Here is a 947-nt window from a genome sequence, read left to right as displayed (position 1 = left end):
CCTGCGCAACCGAGCTGTTCATCTGACCGACATTGACCGCGTCCGTGTCCGCCGTACCCGCTGCAACGTTGGTGATCTGACGCTGCTGCGTGGCCGAACCCACCGACACCGAGTTGTCGCGGTCCGTCGACGAACCCTGACCCAACGCCACCGAGTTCGCATTGGCGGCCTGCGAGCCCGTGCCGATCGCCGTCGAGTTGACGCCGCTTGCCGCTGCGTTGGCGCCGACTGCCGTCGCGTTGTCGCCCGAGGCTGCCGCGCCCGCTCCGGCCACCGTGCTGGCCGCACCGCTACCCGTCGCTGCTGCGTTGACCACCGCGTCGTTGCCGCCGCCCGAAGACGAACCATTCGAGGCATCAGAATTCGAGCTGCCCGGCTGGACGTTGGACAGCTGGCTGCCCAGATTCCACACCTGCCCGTTAAGATCCGTCACCTGATCCTGCAACGCCGACAACTGGCCGAAGTTCACCGCGTCATACTGGCTCGAGCCGTTGGCCACGTTGGTCAGGATCACCGGACCCGTGCTCTGGCCTCCACCCAGCGTCACGGCACCGAAGTTCACCGAGCCGTCAGCGCGACGGTCGTACTGCACCGCGGCCGACAATTGCGTGCCGACATCGCCCACCTGGGTCTGCAGCTTCGTGATGTCCTCCGTGTTCTGCGTCGTGCGACCGTCGAGGTTCGTGACGGCATCGCCTACGCTGTGCACCGTCGCGCCGCCTACGCTGTAGCTCGGTGCGCTGAGCGTACCGTCTGCGTTCACGGTCGAACCACCGCCCAGTGCCTCGGCCGTGCTCGATGCCGCGCCGTACAGCTGGCCGCCATTGATCGCATCCACGCTCGATGCGTTCACTGCGCCATTCGCCACGCCCGTCACCGTGCGGTTACCCGCCGCGCCCGCCACGTTCACCACCGTGCCGTCCATGTCCTTCGCTACCGTGATGTCG

1 protein-coding gene is annotated in these 947 nt (G+C 67.1%); it reads right to left on the bottom strand.

What is annotated here, in order from left to right; genetic code table 11:
* The coding region (locus AB3X94_RS41715) for a YadA family autotransporter adhesin (protein ID WP_368614460.1) at nucleotides 1–947 on the bottom strand (947 nt) is incomplete at both ends.

This window comes from Paraburkholderia sp. BR10923 (assembly GCF_040948765.1).
Lineage (GTDB): Bacteria > Pseudomonadota > Gammaproteobacteria > Burkholderiales > Burkholderiaceae > Paraburkholderia > Paraburkholderia youngii.
Note: the sequence above shows the minus strand (reverse complement) of the source record. Positions and strands in the feature narration are given on the sequence as shown.